The 12,839-nt window shown below is 68.1% G+C and carries 17 protein-coding genes; 13 read left to right on the forward strand and 4 right to left on the reverse strand.

All coding sequences use genetic code 11. The annotated features are described in order from the left end of the window. The first annotated feature begins 1 nt into the window (after position 1). Both IEY36_RS27935 and IEY36_RS27940 read left to right on the forward strand, forming a co-directional pair. Positions 2-658 carry a YdcF family protein gene (locus IEY36_RS27935; protein ID WP_229681638.1) on the forward strand — a complete coding sequence of 219 codons (657 nt, stop codon included), beginning with the start codon at positions 2-4 and terminating at the stop codon, positions 656-658. Then, positions 655-1,401, forward strand: a complete 747-nt coding sequence (locus IEY36_RS27940) for a lysophospholipid acyltransferase family protein (RefSeq protein WP_188973189.1) — start codon at positions 655-657, stop codon at positions 1,399-1,401. Before IEY36_RS27935 ends, IEY36_RS27940 begins: the two co-directional genes overlap by 4 nt. 465 nt (positions 1,402-1,866) lie before the next feature. Here the strand turns inward: IEY36_RS27940 and IEY36_RS27945 are convergent, their stop codons facing one another. Continuing rightward, positions 1,867-2,436, reverse strand: a complete 570-nt coding sequence (locus IEY36_RS27945) for a gamma-glutamylcyclotransferase (protein ID WP_188973191.1) — start codon at positions 2,434-2,436, stop codon at positions 1,867-1,869. Positions 2,437-2,513: 77 nt separating this feature from the next. On the opposite strand from IEY36_RS27945, the gene IEY36_RS27950 reads away from it, so the two are divergent. Together IEY36_RS27950 and IEY36_RS27955 are read left to right on the forward strand one after the other, a co-directional pair. Then, a complete protein-coding gene (locus IEY36_RS27950; RefSeq protein ID WP_188973193.1) occupies positions 2,514-3,590 on the forward strand; it encodes a DUF2125 domain-containing protein in 1,077 nt (358 codons plus the stop codon). Between the two features lie 230 nt (positions 3,591-3,820). Beyond that, positions 3,821-4,045 carry a hypothetical protein gene (locus IEY36_RS27955; RefSeq protein WP_188973195.1) on the forward strand — a complete coding sequence of 75 codons (225 nt, stop codon included), beginning with the start codon at positions 3,821-3,823 and terminating at the stop codon, positions 4,043-4,045. Positions 4,046-4,101: 56 nt separating this feature from the next. On the opposite strand, the gene metW is transcribed toward IEY36_RS27955, so the two are convergent. Together metW and metX are read right to left on the reverse strand one after the other, a co-directional pair. Beyond that, entirely contained in the window at positions 4,102-4,704 is a 603-nt protein-coding gene (gene metW / locus IEY36_RS27960) for a methionine biosynthesis protein MetW (RefSeq protein ID WP_188973258.1), read from the reverse strand. A 44-nt stretch (positions 4,705-4,748) separates the two neighbouring features. Then, positions 4,749-5,903: a homoserine O-acetyltransferase MetX gene (metX, locus tag IEY36_RS27965; protein WP_188973197.1), complete on the reverse strand. Its 1,155-nt coding sequence runs from the start codon at positions 5,901-5,903 to the stop codon at positions 4,749-4,751. A gap of 288 nt (positions 5,904-6,191) precedes the next feature. On the opposite strand from metX, the gene IEY36_RS27970 reads away from it, so the two are divergent. The 3 genes from IEY36_RS27970 to IEY36_RS27980 are packed head-to-tail and all read left to right on the forward strand — an operon-like array spanning position 6,192 to position 9,020. After that, positions 6,192-7,028 (forward strand): chorismate mutase, encoded by an 837-nt coding sequence (locus IEY36_RS27970; protein WP_188973199.1) that lies wholly within the window; start codon positions 6,192-6,194, stop codon positions 7,026-7,028. Between the two features lie 2 nt (positions 7,029-7,030). Continuing rightward, positions 7,031-8,140: a histidinol-phosphate transaminase gene (gene hisC / locus IEY36_RS27975; protein WP_188973201.1), complete on the forward strand. Its 1,110-nt coding sequence runs from the start codon at positions 7,031-7,033 to the stop codon at positions 8,138-8,140. Then, positions 8,133-9,020, forward strand: coding sequence for a prephenate/arogenate dehydrogenase family protein (locus tag IEY36_RS27980; protein WP_188973203.1), 888 nt, complete (start codon positions 8,133-8,135; stop codon positions 9,018-9,020). Before hisC ends, IEY36_RS27980 begins: the two co-directional genes overlap by 8 nt. 309 nt (positions 9,021-9,329) lie before the next feature. Here the strand turns inward: IEY36_RS27980 and IEY36_RS27985 are convergent, their stop codons facing one another. Next, complete coding sequence (locus tag IEY36_RS27985; protein WP_188973205.1) at positions 9,330-9,794, reverse strand: DUF302 domain-containing protein; 465 nt, start codon at positions 9,792-9,794, stop codon at positions 9,330-9,332. A 695-nt stretch (positions 9,795-10,489) separates the two neighbouring features. Here IEY36_RS27985 and IEY36_RS27990 point away from each other — a divergent pair. The 6 genes from IEY36_RS27990 (at position 10,490) to IEY36_RS28015 (ending at position 12,802) form a co-directional block, all read left to right on the forward strand. Beyond that, a complete protein-coding gene (locus IEY36_RS27990) occupies positions 10,490-10,918 on the forward strand; it encodes a helix-turn-helix domain-containing protein (RefSeq protein WP_188973207.1) in 429 nt (142 codons plus the stop codon). An 86-nt stretch (positions 10,919-11,004) separates the two neighbouring features. Next, positions 11,005-11,370, forward strand: a complete 366-nt coding sequence (locus IEY36_RS27995) for a hypothetical protein (protein ID WP_188973209.1) — start codon at positions 11,005-11,007, stop codon at positions 11,368-11,370. 129 nt (positions 11,371-11,499) lie between these two features. Next, a complete protein-coding gene (locus IEY36_RS28000) occupies positions 11,500-11,940 on the forward strand; it encodes a Rap1a/Tai family immunity protein (RefSeq protein ID WP_188973211.1) in 441 nt (146 codons plus the stop codon). A 10-nt stretch (positions 11,941-11,950) separates the two neighbouring features. Continuing rightward, positions 11,951-12,235 carry a glycine zipper domain-containing protein gene (locus IEY36_RS28005; RefSeq protein ID WP_188973213.1) on the forward strand — a complete coding sequence of 95 codons (285 nt, stop codon included), beginning with the start codon at positions 11,951-11,953 and terminating at the stop codon, positions 12,233-12,235. 86 nt (positions 12,236-12,321) lie between these two features. Then, positions 12,322-12,486, forward strand: a complete 165-nt coding sequence (locus IEY36_RS28010) for a DUF3309 family protein (protein ID WP_188973215.1) — start codon at positions 12,322-12,324, stop codon at positions 12,484-12,486. 172 nt (positions 12,487-12,658) lie between these two features. Then, a complete protein-coding gene (locus IEY36_RS28015; RefSeq protein WP_188973217.1) occupies positions 12,659-12,802 on the forward strand; it encodes a hypothetical protein in 144 nt (47 codons plus the stop codon). Positions 12,803-12,839 lie beyond the last annotated feature (37 nt).

Below are 12,839 nucleotides of genomic sequence, written 5' to 3' on the forward strand. Positions count from 1 at the left end.
CATGACCGAGGCGGAGGGCGAAGCCCCGGCTGCCACACCGCCTCGGACTCGGCGCCGGCCGTCCCTGGCGATGCTCGCGGCTCTGGTCGTGGCGGCCGGCTTCCTGGCCGGATTCCTGGACTTCCTGGGGCGCAGCCTGGACCCACCCGACCCGCCGATGGGCGAGACCGACGGCATCGTGGTGCTGACCGGCGGCAGCGACCGCGTCGCCACCGGGCTGCGCTTGCTGTCGGAGAACCTGGCGCCGCGGCTACTGATCTCGGGGGCGCATCCCGAGGCCGGGCTGGCCGGCATCGCCGCCGCGGCCGGCCATGACCCGGCGGCCTTCGCCGGCCGCGTCTCGATCGGCCGCGCGGCGGCGACGACGCGCGGCAATGCGGTGGAAACCGCCGCCTGGGCTCGCGCCGAAGGGGTGCATTCCCTGCGCGTGGTCACCGCGAGCTACCATATGCCGCGCGCGCTGCTGGAATTGCGCCGCGCGCTGCCGGGGGTCGAGCTGGTGCCCCATGCCGTGGTGCCGGCCACGCTGCGTGACCCGGGGGCGTTGTGGCGGCCGACCGTCTGGGCGCTTCTGTTTGGCGAATACGGGCGCTACGTGCTGGCGCGCGCCGGATTGTCGGCGCTGGCAAGCCTCAGGCGAGAGATGCGCGACCCATGAATGCCCTGCGTTCGCTGCTGTTCAACATCTACTTCATCGGCGGCACCGCGCTGACCATCATCATCGGCGTGCCGATGCTGGCCTTCCCGCCACCGCTGCTGACGCGCTTCATCGTTTTCTGGGCCACCGCCATGATCGCCGGGCTGCGGGTGATCTGCGGCATCCGGCTCGAGGTGACGGGGATGGAGAACCTGCCGCCCGGCGGGGTGATCATCGCCGCCAAGCACCAATCGGCCTTCGATACGATGGTCTGGCTCAAGCTGGTGCCCACCAGCGTCTATGTCGCAAAAAAGGAGCTGCTGGATATCCCGGGCTGGGGCTGGCTGGCGCGCCATTGCGGCCAGCTCTCGGTGGACCGCACCGCCGGCGCCGCGGCGATGCGCACCCTGGTGCGCGAGACCAAGGCACGCCTCGCCGAGGGCCGGCCCGTGGTGATCTTCCCCGAGGGCACGCGCACCGCGCCGGGCGAACGCGTCGCCTACCAGCCCGGCGTCGCCGCCATGGCCGCGGCGAGCGGCGCGACCGTGGTGCCGGTGGCGACCGACAGCGGCCGCGTCTGGGGCCGACGCGCCTTCCGTAAAACGCCGGGGGTGATCCATGTCTCGATCCTGCCGCCGCTGCCGGCCGGACTGCCGCGCGCCACGCTGCTGGCCCAGTTGGAGGCAGCCATCGAGGCCGAGACGGCGCGGCTCTACGATCCCCAGGGGGATGTGGATAAGTCTGGGGAGAGAGGCCAGGGATAACTTCCTCTCACGGGTCAGGTATATGGGTTAAGCGATTGAATAAAACGCGAATTTTTGGCAATCGCCCTGACTGTGGATGAAAAGGCCAGACCGAGCGGGGAAAACCGGGATCGGGGCGATGGCGGCGGGGTGCCAGGGGTGCGGCGGCGCCTCTCGTCGGGAGGGTTCATACCGACGGCCCTATTTGATGACCGGAGAGGGAAGGTTGGAGGGGCGCCGCCCCTCCAAACCACCCCGCCAAAGGGCAGTGCCCTTTGGAATGCCATCTTCTGGCACCGGGCGTAGAGCGCGTGTTGTGGCAGCGGCGCGCGCTTCGTGCGTAAGGGCGGGTTTTGGTGCCGATCCTGAACGCGGCGCCGGGCGCCAAGTCGAGGTTTTCAAAGGCCCTTAGGCCTTTGGTGGGGTGAGCGCGAGAGGGGCGACGCCCCTCTCGGTCCCACAGCTCAGTAACCAGGGCCGGCGATATCAGTGGGTCAGCAACCCGGCGATCCGGTCCAACCCGGCATCGCGCACGCCCATCTGGCGCAAATGTGAAAGCGTATTCATGAGATAGTCGCGGTTGGCGCCCATCTCGCCATGCCCGGCGCCGATCGCCGCCGCCGCCTGTTCCGCCGGCAGCCGACCGCAGTAAAGCCGGCAGTCCCGGTTCGCCACATAAGCGACCGCGCGCACCATCCGCCCGGATTCCAACAGCCGCAGCGGCAACATCCGCCGATGGTAGACCTGCTCAGCGCCATCGGGCAGTTCGCGGTCATCCAGATAGGCGAGCACCGCCGCCGCATCGGGCGCCGCCACGCGGTAGGCAAGGCCGCGGCACGCCCCGCCGCGATCGAGGCCCAGCACCAGCCCCGGCCGTTCCGGCGTGCCGCGGTAGCGGTGCGACCACAGGCAGAAGCGACGATGAAAGCCGCGCAGCAGCGCCGCATGCGCCGAGGCATGCGCGAAGCCCGGCCGCCAGATCAACGAGCCATAGGCGAATACATAGAGATGGCCATCGGCATCGAGGCTGTCGGGCGTCGCGTCGTCATCGCGCATGTCGGGTCATTCCGCGCCGCGCCGGGTCGCGTCCCGGCGGGCGCGGCGCTATACCGTCCGCGATGACAAGCGCCAAGATGCCGGGACGGCTTGGTCGCCGCCGTGCCATGCGTGGCGTGGCGATGACGCTGCTTGGCGCCGTGTTGCTGGCTGGCGTGGTGCTTGGCGTCGGATGGGTGTGGCTGACCGGCGCAATGACGGTCAGTTTTTCCGACTGGGTGGCGCAGCAGCGCGCCCGCGGCTGGGAGGTCGAACACGGCCTTCCGGTGCGTGCCGGATGGCCCTTCGCCGCGCGCCTGACGGTGCCGGGCGTCCGCGTCGTCGGCTGGACGGCGGCCATGCCGCGCGGCTTCGTGTGGGAGGCGCAACAGGTCGACCTGACCATCGCGCCACCACGGATGAACCGCCTGGTGCTGGCCGCGTCGGGGCAGCAGCGCATCCGAGCCGGCATGATCTCGGTGCCCTATACCGCCGCGCGGCTGGAAGCGAACGTGGCGCTCGACGGCGGGCCGCCGGCGCAGGGAATGGAGTTCACCCTCGAGGGGCTGCGGGCGGAAACCCGCGAGGGGCCGCTGACCGCCGCCCATGTCCAGGCGCGGGTGGCGCCCGGCAGCGAGAATGGCGAACCTGCGCTCATCCTGCAGCTCGACACGCGCGAGGTACGGCTGCCGCCCTTTCCGGCACTCGCCGATGTCGGGCGGGATGTGGAGAGCGCCTCGATCGATGCGCTGCTGACCGGGCCGCCGCCATCGCCGCTGCCGCTGACGCCCCGCGAACGGGCCGAGACCTTCCGCGACAATGGCGGCAGGCTTGACCTGCGCACCGTGGCGCTGCGCTGGGGGCCGCTGGCGGGCGAGCTGCGCATGGTGCTGCGGCTTGACGCCGCGCTGCAACCCGAGGGCCACGGCCTGCTGACCGTCGAACGCCCTGCCGAGATGGTCGCCACCCTCGCCGCGATCGGCATGATCCCGCCACGCAGCGCGATGACCGCCGGCGCTGTGCTCGGCATGGTCGCCCGCGTACCCGACGGCGGCGGCGCGCCGCAGGTGGAGGTGCCGGTCGGGATCATCGACGGGACGATCACGCTGGCGTCCATACCGCTGCTGCGGCTGCGCCCGATCGTCTGGCCTGGCGAGCCCCTGCATCTACGCTGACGTGAAAAAGGCGAGGCGTTTTCGCCTTTGCGCCGTGACTGCACTTTAACGGAAGACAGCGCATTTTCGCTATTTTGCGACCCAGCGCGAGCAAGTCGTGAAAACGGCGTCAATCGGGGTGCTCACGGCGTCATGACCCTGTCGGCTACCGCCATTGCAGCGTTAAAGGACTCTTACGCCGACCTCACAATTCCGATGGTGGTCAGCAGGCCTGGCGGTGAGAGATGATCATGGATGCTATGATCCCTGGTGTTGAACATGACGAGCAGCGGACGGATAGGTCCGCGATCCTGATGATGCTGGCCTATGTCGAGGCCGAGTGTCGCAGGCTTGGCGTGACGGAGGCGGCACAACACGCGGCGCAGGCGGCGAGCATCCTGTCACCCTCCGTGATGGGGGCGGCGCCACGGCGTCCGAAGGCGTCGGTGCCCGTGCCGCTCGTGCCGGTTCATTAGTCCAGCGGAACGCAACCACCTGCTGTCGCCCGACGCAACCATCCGATGGCGATCGCTCAACCCGTACGGCTGAGTTGGAACAGCGCCTGTTCCCCGAACAGGTTCGCCATCCGCACGGAGCGGCGCCACGGCGCCTTCAGCCCGCGCTCATCCACCGCCAGCCATTTCTCCACCCTGTAGCCTTCCATCTCGCACAGCGCCATGAAGTCCAGGATAGTGCAGGGATGGATGTTGGGCGTTTCGTACCAGGGACGGTTCCAAGTATCGGTATCGGGCATGCGCCCGCGCGTCAGCAGCCGCCAGCGCAGCTGCCAATGACCGAAATTCGGGAATGACACGATCGCGTGGCGGCCGATGCGCAGCATCTGGCGCAGCACCTCGCGCGGCTTTTCCACCGCCTGCAGCGTGCGGGACAGCACGACGAAGTCGAAGCCACCGTCAGGGTAGAAGGCAAGGTCGTTGTCGGCATCGCCATGGATGACCGCGAGCCCGGCGGAGACCGCCTTGGTGACCTCGGCCATGTCGATCTCGATGCCCCGCGCATCGGCCTGCTTTTCACGCGTGAGGTGTTCGATCAGCGCGCCATCGCCGCAGCCGATGTCGAGCAGCTTGGCGCCACGGGGGATCATCTCCGCGATAAGCCGGAGGTCGAGGCGCATGTTCTTGGCGACGTAGCGGATGTCCTGCGGCGCGTCCGGCATGATCAGATTCCAGCCTTCTCCGCTGCCCCGCGCAGGAACCCGCCCAGCGCCGCGTGAAAATCCGGTTCCTCCAGCAGGAACGCGTCATGCCCCTTGTCGCTGGCGATCTCGACGAAGCTCACACTCGCCCCCGCCGCATTCAGCGCGCGCACCGTCGCCCGGCTCTCGCTGGTCGGGAACAGCCAGTCACTGCTGAAGGACGCGAGGAAGAACCGCGTCGCCGTGCCGCGGAACGCTGCCGCCAGGTCGCCCTCATGCTCCGCCGCGAGGTCGAAGAAATCCATCGCCCGCGTGATCGTCAGGTAGGAATTTGCGTCGAAGCGTCGCACGAAGGTCGACCCCTGGTGGCGCAGATACGACTCGACCTCGAACACGTCCTCCAGGAACGTCAGCGCATTCGCCCCGCGCAGCCGCCGCCCGAATTTCCGCGTCAGCGCCTGTTCCGACAGATAGGTGATGTGCGCCACCATCCGCGCCACCGCCAGACCGCGCGCCGGGATGCGCCCATCCTCCCAATACCGCCCGCCGGCCCAGTCCGGGTCGCCATGGATCGCCTGGCGGCCAACCTCATGGAAGGCGATGTTCTGCGCCGAATGATGCGCAGCGCAGGCGATCGGTGCCGCGGCCAGCACATGGTCCGGATAGGTCGCCGCCCATTCCAGCACCTGCATCCCGCCCATCGACCCGCCGATCACCGCGAGCCAGCGTCCGATGCCCAACTGGTCCATCAGCCGCTTCTGCGCGCGAACCATGTCGCGGATCGTCACCTGCGGGAAATCCGTCCCCCAGGGCCGGCCCAACCCGCGCCCCTGCGCATCCGTCATCTCGCTGCGCGGCCCGGTCGAGCCCATGCAGCCGCCCAGCACATTCACGCAAACCATGAAGTAGCGGTCGGTATCGAGCGGCTTGCCCGGCCCGACGATGCTCTCCCACCAGCCGGGCTTGCCCGTAACGGGGCTCGGTTCGGCCAGGTACTGATCCCCGGTCAGCGCATGGCAGACCAGCACCGCATTCGTCTTCGCCGCGTTCAGCGTGCCGTAGGTGCGGTAGGCAACCGTCATCGGCACCAGCACGGCCCCGCAATCCAGCGGCATGCCGTCGGCGAAGACGGCGTGCTGGTGGTCCACCTCGGGGAAAGGGGCGATCGCCTGGGACATGGGGACGGCAGCTTTAGAGCAGATCGCGTTCGGATGAAATCATCTGAACGCGTGAAGATGCTCGCCAGGCAACTCCTGAAGCAGGCGGCGTGGACGCCTGTGAACGCGAAACGGTGCCGGCCGCGCGCGCGTCCACCGCAACGGGCGACGCGTCACGACCTCCGAGAGCGCCGGCCCTTCCCCCGGCCAGCCGACAATGCGCGCGCGCACCAGCCGGCGCATTCCCGCGCGCGACCGGCGCACAGGCGCTTGGCGGGCCGGGCCGCGCCGTCTATTGGAACCGGACCCATGCCAGACACGCCCCAGACTCCCCCGGCCGCCGCCGAAATCGCCGCCCTCCGCGCCGAGATCGATGCGATCGACGATGCGATGCACGACCTCCTGATGCAGCGCTCCGCCGTGGTGGGGCGCCTGGCCGGCAGCCGCGCCAAGGGCAGCGGCTCCCCGCTCCGCCCGGGGCGCGAGGCCGCCGTGCTGCGCCGCCTGCTCGCCCGCCACAACGGCCCGCTCGGCCGTGACCGCGTGGTGCGCATCTGGCGCGAGATCTTCATGGCGAGCACCGCCATCCAGGGCGGCTTCTCGGTCGCCTGCTATGCCCCCTCCGCCCAGTCGGAGGAGGCCGGCCTGGCGCGGGAGCATTTCGGCCCGACCACGCCGATGCGCATCCATCCCACCGCGGCCCGCGCCCTGGCGGCGGTGAGCGAGGGCGAGGCCTCGGTCGCCGTGCTACCGCTGCCGGCCGAAGGCGACGCCGCCGAGACCGCCTGGTGGGCGCGCCTCGAAGCCCCGCGGCTGCAGATCGTCGCCCGGCTGCCCTTCCTGTCCGGCACTGATGGGGCCGGCGCCCTGGTGGTCGCGCCGGTACCGCCGGACGCCTCCGGCGAAGACCGCACCCTGATGCTGTTCGAAGCCGAGACCCGCGCCTCGCGCGCCAGCGTCTCCCAGGCGCTGGCCGATGCCGGTTTCGTCGTGCCCTCCGTGCTGCTGGCGCGGGCGGGCGAGGCGACGCTCGCCCTGGCCGAGATCGAGGGTTTCCTGTCCGTCGAGGATGCGCGCCTGGCGGCGCTGCCCTGGATGCGGCGCACCATTCTCGGCGCCTACGCCGCGCCGGTTGCCGGAGACTGACCATGACCGTGATGCCGCGCCCCTCGATCCTGTCGGTCGAGCCCTATGTCGGCGGTGAGTCCAAGATCCCGGGCGTGAACCGGATCGTGAAGCTGTCCTCGAATGAGGGCGCTTTCGGTCCGCCGCCCGGCGCGATCGAGGCGATCCGCGCAATGGCGACCGAGGCGCATCGCTACCCGGACGGCAACGGCACGGCGCTGCGCGCGGCAATCGGCGCGCGCTTCGGCCTCGACCCGGCGCGCATCGTCGTCGGCAATGGCTCGGACGAATTGCTGGCGCTGCTGATCCTCGCCTATGGCGGCGAGGGCACCGAGCTGGTGATGAGCGCGCATGGCTTCATGATGTACGACATCACCGGCCGCTGGGCCGGCTGCCGCATCATCAAGGTGCCGGAGAAGAACCTCACCACCGATGTGGACGGCATGCTGGCCGCGGTCGGCCCGCGCACGCGGCTGATGTTCCTCGCCAACCCGAACAACCCGACCGGATCGATCCTGCCGCAGAGCGAGGTCGAACGCCTGCGCGCCGGGCTGCCCGACGAGGTGCTGCTGGTGCTCGACAGCGCCTACGCCGAATACGTGACGCAACCGGGCTATGACGCCGGCGCCAAGCTGGTCGATGCCTCCGGTACGATGGTGAACGGACGCGCCATCGGCACCACTGTCATGACGCGCACCTTCTCCAAGATCTTCGGCATGGGCGGCATGCGCCTCGGCTGGTGCTACGCGCCGGCTTCCGTCATCGACGTGCTGGGCCGCGTGCGCGGGCCGTTCAACGTGAATGCCGCGGCGATGGCCGCCGGCATCGCCGCGCTGGCGGAGAAAGGCTGGATCGAGAAATCCGTCGCGCACAACACCGAATGGCGCGCCACGATGCGCGACGCGCTGACCGCCGCCGGCATCAAGGTGTGGCCGAGCGAGGGCAATTTCCTGCTCGCCGATTTCGGCACCCCGGCCAAGGCTAAGGCGGCGGACGACGCGCTGAAGATGCGCGGCTTGATCGTGCGCGCGATGGGTGGCTATGGCCTCGCCTCCTGCCTGCGCATCACCATCGGCACCACCGAGGAATGCACCATGGTGATCGAGGCGCTGACCGCCTTCATGCATGGTTGAGCCTGTCTTCAACCGACTCTGCCTCGTCGGCATCGGGCTGATCGGCTCGTCCATCGCGCGCGTCGCGCAGCAGCGCGGAGATATCGCGCGGACCGTGGTCGCCACCACGCGGCGGGCGGAGACGCTGGCGCGGGTCCGCGAACTCGGCATCGTCGATGTCGTCGAGGATGATATCGCCAAGGCCGTCGAGGGTTGCGACGCGGTGATCCTGTGCGTGCCTGTCGGCGTCTATGCCGATGTGATGCGCCAGATCGCGCCGCATCTAATGCCCGGCTGCGTGCTGACGGATGTCGGCTCCACCAAGGGCAGCGTGGTGCGTGACCTGACACCGCTGCTGCCGAAGGGCGTGGAGCTGGTGCCCGCACACCCGATGGCGGGCACCGAGTATTCCGGCCCGGATGCCGGCTTCGCCGAATTGTTCGACGGCCGCTACTGCATCGTCACGCCGCTGGCCGGGTCGGACCCGGCGGCGGTGGAGAAGGTGCGCGAGTTCTGGCGCCGCTGCGGCTCCATGATCGAGACGATGGACCCCGCGACGCATGATCGCGTCGTCGCCATCGTCTCTCACCTGCCGCATCTGATCGCCTTCACCATCTGCGGCACCGCCGATGACCTGGCGGAGGAGACCAAGGAGGCGGTGCTGAAGTTCGCAGCTTCCGGCTTCCGCGATTTCACGCGCATCGCGGCGAGCGATGTCGACATGTGGCGCGATGTGTTCCTGAACAACCGCGAGGCGCTGTTGGAGATGCTGGCGCGTTTCAGCGAGGACGCGCACGCCCTTGGCCGTGCCGTACGCTACGGCCAGGCGGACTTCATCGAGGACCGCATCCGCCGGGGCCGCAAGATCCGCCGCGAGCTGATCGAGCGCAAACAGGCATAGCCCTCGCCGCCCTGAAACTCGAAAAAAAGGGGGAGGTTTCGGGGCCTATGCCCACTTATACTGATACCGAATACTTCTTGGGTCAACGTGATGTTTGATAAACTGCATGGACACCACCCGAAGTGTCAATCCTCGACTTACCCATGCCATGGCGAGCTTTGCTCTCGGAAGTAAGTGCCGCACAGCCGAACAAACGCACATCCGCCAGAAGCGGCGTTTTCCTGGCTTTCAGGCCAGCCTGCCAGCCGGCGATATCCCCTGATCCCCGCCGATTCCGTCGGACAACGTCCGTACCTCCTTGCCCGGCCACTATTCCACGGCGCGCTCCATGATGCGGGCCATCGCTGCCTCCGGCGCGGCGGCCGCACCCTCAGCCGGTGTCAGGCCATGGCGGGGGTAGATCGTACCAAACAGGTAGCGGGCGGAATTCCAACTGACCGAGACCTTGCCCGCCTGGTCCTGCCAGACCAGCGCACGCAACGGCAGGTCGAGGGCCAAGGTGGGCTGGCGCAGGAAGTTCGGCGTGCCCGCGCGCGGATTGCCGAACACAACCACCGTCGAGGGCGGCATGGCGAGCCCGACCTCCCGCGCGCCCTCGGCGTGGTCTAGGCGGCCGAAGACGCGAAAGCCCTCCTGCCGCATCGAGGCTTCCAGCCGAGAGAGGGTTGTCGCGAAATCATGTGCGCTTGGGCGGGTGAGCACGCCACTGTCTTGCGCAACCGCGGCCAGGCTGGCGGAAAACGAGAAGGTGAGGGCCAGCACGATACGACGCATCGTCGGATACTCCCGTGAGGGATGTTTATGGCACGTCTGCCGCGCCGGCGGGGGGCTGAAGCACCACACCGTTGGTCAGTGGCGTGCACTTGATCGACGCGGGGACATCCCTCCCCGATCTGGTCGCTCTGCGTCGCGCTGCGGGTCTTCTCTCGCGGCGGCCGATGCAGGCTTCGGCCTGGCGTCAGAGATGGAGTTCCACCTCGGGATGGAGTTTGGCCGATGGTGCTTGGCGACCGTTTGAAAATGCGCCTGGGGACGCATTTTGAGGTCCGGCACCGGCCCGCACCCGGCCACCCACGTTAGTATCCTGAAATGGGTGGCCAGGTGCGGGCCGGTGCCGGACTTTTCAAACGGTCTCTTAGGGCCGTAGCCATTCCCTAAAGCCAAATCTACCGAAGCGATTGGCGTCGCGAAGAAAATAATTGCGGATGCCTTGGGAACTAACCTGCCGATTCGCTGTTCTAACAAAAGACATAACTGGCGATTGGTAAGGCACGGCGATGAAATCTCTTGGCGGGCAGGCTGAAGACTGCAGCGTCGGCACCGAGCATCCCTCTTCCTATCCTGTTGATCGCGCCGCCCTCCAAAGCACGTTGGCCTCTCGTTTGGCAGGGCTTGCCACACCGACCGCACAGGATGTCACTGGGTCGTCGGAGCGGACGCCGAGTGGCGGCGGCACGACGATACCCCACATGCCGATCCTGACCGCCGAAGCCCTGCGCGAACACGTTCCGCATCCCGTCGATATCCATGTCGGTGCGCGGGTGCGGTTACGACGCCAGCTTCTCGGCATGAGCCAGAAGGAACTGGCGGCTGCGCTCGGCATCTCCTTCCAGCAGGTCCAGAAGTTCGAGCGCGGGATGAGTCGGATCGCCGCGGGCAGACTGTATGACATGTCCTGTGCCCTCGATGTGCCGATCTCCTTCTTCTTCGACACCTTGCCGGCCGAGTTGGGCGGCCGGGTGAGGCTGCCGCGCGCCGAGGCCGGCGACGAGATGGGGGACAATGGAATGCAGCGCCGTGAGACGCTGAACCTGATCCTGGCCTTCCACACCATTCCCGGCCCGGCGTTGCGTCGGCGGATCCTCGACTTCGTTCGTAGCCTGGCACCGGCCGCATAACCGCGGGCCTCGGGCGAAGATTCTATGCGCGGCGGCCCCACGGGTTGTCGCGTCGCGCAATACGCACTGAGACGGAGGAGACCACCATGCGCTCGCTACGTCCCGCCTTTCTGCTCATCGTGGGCCTGGGCCTCACCGGCTGCGTCGGTGTGAACGGCGGATATGACCGCCAGCCATACGGCAGCACCTTCAGCGGCAATTCGGGCTTCGTGACACCATACCGCTACCCGAGCGCTTCGAGCGGGTATCTGTACGACCAATCGCAACGGTCATGGCAGGGCAATACCTATAGACCGGCACCAAACTACAGGCCGCCGCCAAACTACAGGCCAACGCCCCATTACAGGCCGAACCCCAACTACGGACAGAGCCGCAGCAACAATCCCAACCGCAACAACCCGCCGGGCCACAACAACCCGCCAGGCCGCGGCCACGGACGCGACAACGACTGACAACAGCCCCTCAGGGCGGCCCGTGATGGGTTCCTCCTGATGGGAATGGGCACCTCGGTGAGGGCGCCAAGCAAGAAGGGCGCTGGCCCGATTGAACCAGCGACGCCGACAGCATTGGAGACGATAGTCATGCGAACCGTTACCGCAGTTGCACTGGCCGTGACGCTCGGTTGCTCCATGGTCGCGCCCATGGATGCAACGGCGCAAGGCACACCAGCCCCAGCCATCGTCACCCAGGCCCAGACGGCAACCGAACTCGCCGCCATCTGTGATCCTGCCTGGGGCGGGGTGCCTCGCCTGGAGGCCATCGCCTATTGCCAGGGCTTCCTGACCGGCTTCGGTCAATATCATGCCCTGCTGTATCCGCAGGGCGGGCCGGCGCGGCCCCTGTTCTGTGTGCCTGTCCCGGGGCCGACGGTGGCCCAGTCCGGCATCGCCTTCGCGGCCTGGGCACGCGAGAATACGCAATACGGCAGTGAGCCGGCGCTCGACGGGCTACTGCGCTGGGCCCAGGCGACCTTCCCATGCCCGGCGAGCCCCCCGTCGCGCAGCTCGCGCCGCGCACGCTGAGACGCGGGAGATGAACATGCGCTCAACGCAACGTGCACTCCTCCTCCTGGGCGGTCTCGGCCTGGCCTCCTGCGCCGATATGTCACCGACGCAGCAGAGCATGGGCATCGGCGCCCTCGGCGGTGCGGCGCTCGGCGGCGTCGTGGGTTCCTTCAGCGGCAATGCCGGGCTCGGTGCCCTGCTCGGCGCGGGCGTCGGCGCGGGCGGCGGGTACCTCTACGGCCAGTCGCAGCAGTCGCGGCAACCCTACTACGACGGCAGCAACAGCCGGTACCGCGACAACCGGAACTACTGACCAGCAGTTGGCCGCTGCGCGCGGCGGCACGCGCTGAAGACCATCATCGGGTGCCGTGCATTCGAACAGCTCAAGGAGAAGACACCATGTCGCTCGGAATGATTCTGCTGATCATCCTCGTCATCGCCTTGCTCGGTGGCTTCACCGGGGTGGTCGGCGGTTATGGCTATGGCTTCGGCCATGGCGGCGTCGGCGTCCTTGGCACGGTGCTGATCATCGTCCTCATTCTCGTGCTGCTCGGCCGGATCTGATTTGCCCTGGCCGAACATTCGGTCGGGGCACCTTGGCTGGTAGGCGGAGATCGGCCTCGTCGAATGTAGCGCTCGGGGCCGCGGGCGCTGTTGCTGCGCCCATCGGCCTTCATGGCATGATCGGCAACGCTGCGCGCCTCCCGGTCCCCGAACCTGAAGGCGACAAATAACAGTGAATCGCAGCCTGCTCGTCATCGTGATTGGCCTGCTCGGAATTGGCGCCGGTGTCCTTGGCTACTGGTTCTACCAGGAGCAGCACAGGTCAGGCGTGAACATCAGCATCGGCCCGCGCGGCGCCACCATTCAGGAGAGGTAACGCCGGGCCTGCCGCAGAGGGCTCCCCGGCCGCATCC

It is taken from the genome of Neoroseomonas lacus, from assembly GCF_014644535.1.
GTDB classification, from domain to species: Bacteria; Pseudomonadota; Alphaproteobacteria; order Acetobacterales; family Acetobacteraceae; genus Neoroseomonas; species Neoroseomonas lacus.

What these genes read in the sequence shown, in the direction of transcription:
- IEY36_RS27935 (WP_229681638.1), top strand. Translation starts at nt 2, where the DNA reads ATGACCGAGGCGGAGGGCGAAGCCCCGGCTGCCACACCGCCTCGGACT.
- IEY36_RS27940 (WP_188973189.1), top strand. Translation starts at nt 655, where the DNA reads ATGAATGCCCTGCGTTCGCTGCTGTTCAACATCTACTTCATCGGCGGC.
- IEY36_RS27945 (WP_188973191.1), bottom strand. Translation starts at nt 2,436, where the DNA reads ATGCGCGATGACGACGCGACGCCCGACAGCCTCGATGCCGATGGCCAT.
- IEY36_RS27950 (WP_188973193.1), top strand. Translation starts at nt 2,514, where the DNA reads ATGCCGGGACGGCTTGGTCGCCGCCGTGCCATGCGTGGCGTGGCGATG.
- IEY36_RS27955 (WP_188973195.1), top strand. Translation starts at nt 3,821, where the DNA reads ATGGATGCTATGATCCCTGGTGTTGAACATGACGAGCAGCGGACGGAT.
- metW (WP_188973258.1), bottom strand. Translation starts at nt 4,704, where the DNA reads ATGCGCCTCGACCTCCGGCTTATCGCGGAGATGATCCCCCGTGGCGCC.
- metX (WP_188973197.1), bottom strand. Translation starts at nt 5,903, where the DNA reads ATGTCCCAGGCGATCGCCCCTTTCCCCGAGGTGGACCACCAGCACGCC.
- IEY36_RS27970 (WP_188973199.1), top strand. Translation starts at nt 6,192, where the DNA reads ATGCCAGACACGCCCCAGACTCCCCCGGCCGCCGCCGAAATCGCCGCC.
- hisC (WP_188973201.1), top strand. Translation starts at nt 7,031, where the DNA reads ATGACCGTGATGCCGCGCCCCTCGATCCTGTCGGTCGAGCCCTATGTC.
- IEY36_RS27980 (WP_188973203.1), top strand. Translation starts at nt 8,133, where the DNA reads ATGGTTGAGCCTGTCTTCAACCGACTCTGCCTCGTCGGCATCGGGCTG.
- IEY36_RS27985 (WP_188973205.1), bottom strand. Translation starts at nt 9,794, where the DNA reads ATGCGTCGTATCGTGCTGGCCCTCACCTTCTCGTTTTCCGCCAGCCTG.
- IEY36_RS27990 (WP_188973207.1), top strand. Translation starts at nt 10,490, where the DNA reads ATGCCGATCCTGACCGCCGAAGCCCTGCGCGAACACGTTCCGCATCCC.
- IEY36_RS27995 (WP_188973209.1), top strand. Translation starts at nt 11,005, where the DNA reads ATGCGCTCGCTACGTCCCGCCTTTCTGCTCATCGTGGGCCTGGGCCTC.
- IEY36_RS28000 (WP_188973211.1), top strand. Translation starts at nt 11,500, where the DNA reads ATGCGAACCGTTACCGCAGTTGCACTGGCCGTGACGCTCGGTTGCTCC.
- IEY36_RS28005 (WP_188973213.1), top strand. Translation starts at nt 11,951, where the DNA reads ATGAACATGCGCTCAACGCAACGTGCACTCCTCCTCCTGGGCGGTCTC.
- IEY36_RS28010 (WP_188973215.1), top strand. Translation starts at nt 12,322, where the DNA reads ATGTCGCTCGGAATGATTCTGCTGATCATCCTCGTCATCGCCTTGCTC.